Below are 2,709 nucleotides of genomic sequence, written 5' to 3' on the forward strand. Positions count from 1 at the left end.
CCCTTTTCTCTCGCCTCCTTCCTCTGCCGCTCCTTTGAGTCCATCCACGCCCTAACGAACGCCTCCAGCGCCTCCGGTGGCAGGTTGGCCAGCGATGCACCCCTGGCCAGCCGCAGGTATGGAAAGCCCTTCTTGCTCTCTTCACGGACGAAGTCCTGCATGTCGGGGGGGAGCTTGGAGAGCCAGGGGGGATCGGCTGCTCCCTCACGGTCCATCAGGTAATCCACAGAAACCCCGAAGAAGTCAGCAATCCTTTGCAGCATCTCGGGGTCGGGGGACCTATTGCCCCCTTCGTACATGGCAATCGTACTCTGGGCGACGCCGAGCAGCTTCGCCAACTCCCGTTGCGACAGGTCCCTTTGCCTCCGCAGTTAGGCCAGTCTAGTCCCCAGCTTTGTCAACCGTGATTCACCACGCTGAAGATAACACGAACTGTGATAGGGCTCAAGTCTGATCACGACTCGTGACAAATTCATCACCTACCCCCTTGACTGATCACGAATCGCGATTATAATAGAGGCAGGAAGGGTGATCACGAATCGTGAGCAATCCAAACCTGCAAATGAAACGCTTGAGGACCGAACGAGGTCTAACTCAGGCTGAAGTGGCTCGGCACTTGGGGATAAGGCAGAGCACATATGCGATGATCGAAGCAGGTCACCGGTTCCCTCGACCGGCACTGGCCAAGGCTCTGGCCGATTTCTTCCAGTCAACGGTCGACGACCTTTTCTTTGCCCGTGGTGATCACAAAATGCAATCGCAACTACCGAGTCAAGGAAAGCAAACCGACTGCGAGATAGCCGCCTGCCAGTGAGGTGAGTACCGTGGCCGAATCCTTGCCCGACATCCTCAACGTTGATCAGGCCGCACAGTTTCTCCACGTAAGCCGCAACACGGCTTACGAACTGGTCCGCCGCGGCGTCTTACCGCATGCCCACGTGGGCCGACGCATCGTGCTATCCCGGCAGCAGCTCGTGCAGTGGGTGGAGTCGGGTGGCGGCTCAAAGGACCACCTCCTGGGAATCCATCATTCCGCTAACGATCATGCCCGGGCTCAGACCGGAAGGCAAGTTGTACCGTTCCGGCGGAAGCGCGCCCGGGCGTGACTGTATTTCAGCGAGGAAGGGGGTGAGGGCATGAGCAGGATTGGAGCGGCACTCAGGCAGGCCAGGCTGGCCCGGGGGTTCCGCCAACAGGACATCTGCCGCAAGCTCTACATCTCCGACAGCACGCTGTCGGGGATCGAGCACGGCAAGCAGCGGTTGATGCCGGATGTAGCGGCCCGAGCGGCCAGGGAACTGGACGACCCGGAACTTTACCTGGCCGTAGCTCAGGAGATGACGGGCGGCGTGATGGTGCCCGCGATGCTGGATGGACCGCGGGTGGACCTCCACCGGGCATCCGTCAAGGACAAGACGGTGGAGGAGTTGTCCGAGGCCATCGAGGCCTTAGCCAAGGCCCGAGAACTGGCGAACGCTCGGTCGGCCCAGGACCTGACCGAGCAGGGCCGAGAGCAGGTCCGGAGGGTGCTCCACGAGCTGGTGGAGGCCCAAACCGCCTGCGCGGTGGGTGTGGCTGTACTCTGCAGGCAGTACGGTATCAGTCCGGCCCAGGTCTACCGGGAGCACCTCGAGGAGCTGCGGCAGAAGGGCTATGTCCGGAAGGAGGGCAGGGCAGCGTGAGCGGCTACAAGCTGTGCGTAGCAGGTGGCCCGATTTACGAAGCTCAGAAGGCGGTCACTCAGTTGCGGCATCTGGGCTCTCGTTTGCACATGGCCAAGTCATCCCCTGGTCTGGGGCAGCAAGCCGTGGGGCTGCAGCGGGACATGGTGGCCCTGGCCGATGAGCTGGCGGGATTGGCCGCCCAGATCCGGGACGAGGCGGCGAGGGTGGTGATCAAGCTGTGACGGTCTTCTGCGCCAGTGGGCCGGCCTACATGTTTCAGCGGGGTGGCCAGGGCAACAGGGCCATTCGGAAGGCGGCCATGGCCGGGGCGCAGCTTCGCGACCCCAAGGCCATGAGGCGGCTCGAGCGAGTCCTGCGGGTTATTGCAGCGGCCAATGCCAGGAAAGGCGGTGAGGTTGCATGATGGCCGAAAAAGAAGTGCTGCTCACGAAGGAGCAGCTGAAGCTGGAGTCATTGGGTTCAGGATTCATGGTAGCAGATTCCGGATCGGGCCGCAAGGGTCCGACCAGCTGCGCCCGGTGCAAGAGGCGGCTGACCAACCCGCACTCGATAGCGCGGTCGCTGGGACCCGTCTGCTACAAGGCGTCGGGTGGCGGGGCGTTCGACAAGGACATGCAGGCCAGCGAGGCCGAGTGGGAGCGCAGGGCGGATGATCTGCGTAAGGGTGGCGAGTGGGACTTCGGGATGTGGGACTACGTGGTGCAGCCCAGGCAGCCGGGAGATCTGCCCTTCGTGTTGCACCACACCCTGCGCGTCTCGGTGAGGTTCCAGGACGGCAAGTTCGAGGCTTACGGCTACGTTTGCAGCCCGCTGGACATCCCGGAGGAGGAGCGCGAGATCGTCTTCTACCGGGGCGACGACATCCGGGCCTGCTGGGCGGCCGCCATAGCCGCAGGCCCCGAGTCCAACGCGGCGGCCTACCGAGCCGAGCGGGAGATCGCGCGGCAATGGAAGGCGCAGCTCCGGGGAGGTGGCCGGCGTGTTCGTTGAGCACACGTTGAGGCTCCCGGGGGAGGTGGACTGA

General features: G+C 63.1%; 6 protein-coding genes and 1 pseudogene. 6 read left to right on the plus strand and 1 reads right to left on the minus strand.

The features are described from left to right. Nucleotides 1-476: pseudogene (locus HPY55_16305) on the minus strand (helix-turn-helix domain-containing protein). Between the two features lie 86 nt (nt 477-562). On the opposite strand from HPY55_16305, the gene HPY55_16310 reads away from it, so the two are divergent. From HPY55_16310 to HPY55_16335, 6 genes are read left to right on the plus strand one after another with little or no spacing between them, the layout of a single operon-like run. Continuing rightward, the gene (locus HPY55_16310; protein NPV72168.1) at nt 563-814 is read left to right on the plus strand and encodes a helix-turn-helix transcriptional regulator; all 252 of its coding nucleotides are present in this window, start codon (nt 563-565) and stop codon (nt 812-814) included. Nucleotides 815-824: 10 nt separating this feature from the next. After that, on the plus strand, nt 825-1,106 hold the full coding sequence (locus tag HPY55_16315; GenBank protein ID NPV72169.1) for a helix-turn-helix domain-containing protein: 282 nt from the start codon (nt 825-827) through the stop codon (nt 1,104-1,106). Between the two features lie 30 nt (nt 1,107-1,136). Further along, nucleotides 1,137-1,682, plus strand: a complete 546-nt coding sequence (locus HPY55_16320; GenBank protein ID NPV72170.1) for a helix-turn-helix domain-containing protein — start codon at nt 1,137-1,139, stop codon at nt 1,680-1,682. Then, entirely contained in the window at nt 1,679-1,906 is a 228-nt protein-coding gene (locus HPY55_16325) for a hypothetical protein (protein NPV72171.1), read from the plus strand. Before HPY55_16320 ends, HPY55_16325 begins: the two co-directional genes overlap by 4 nt. Continuing rightward, the gene (locus HPY55_16330) at nt 1,903-2,088 is read left to right on the plus strand and encodes a hypothetical protein (protein ID NPV72172.1); all 186 of its coding nucleotides are present in this window, start codon (nt 1,903-1,905) and stop codon (nt 2,086-2,088) included. The genes HPY55_16325 and HPY55_16330 overlap by 4 nt, the downstream gene beginning before the upstream one ends. Beyond that, nucleotides 2,088-2,675 carry a hypothetical protein gene (locus HPY55_16335; GenBank protein ID NPV72173.1) on the plus strand — a complete coding sequence of 196 codons (588 nt, stop codon included), beginning with the start codon at nt 2,088-2,090 and terminating at the stop codon, nt 2,673-2,675. Before HPY55_16330 ends, HPY55_16335 begins: the two co-directional genes overlap by 1 nt. The last annotated feature ends 34 nt before the right edge of the window (nt 2,676-2,709 follow it).

This window comes from Bacillota bacterium, from assembly GCA_013178305.1.
GTDB lineage: Bacteria > Bacillota > Sulfobacillia > JABLXB01 > JABLXB01 > JABLXB01.

Coding starts and splice junctions, on each gene's coding strand:
- HPY55_16335 (NPV72173.1), top strand. CDS start 2,088: ATGGCCGAAAAAGAAGTGCTGCTCACGAAGGAGCAGCTGAAGCTGGAG.
- HPY55_16320 (NPV72170.1), top strand. CDS start 1,137: ATGAGCAGGATTGGAGCGGCACTCAGGCAGGCCAGGCTGGCCCGGGGG.
- HPY55_16310 (NPV72168.1), top strand. CDS start 563: ATGAAACGCTTGAGGACCGAACGAGGTCTAACTCAGGCTGAAGTGGCT.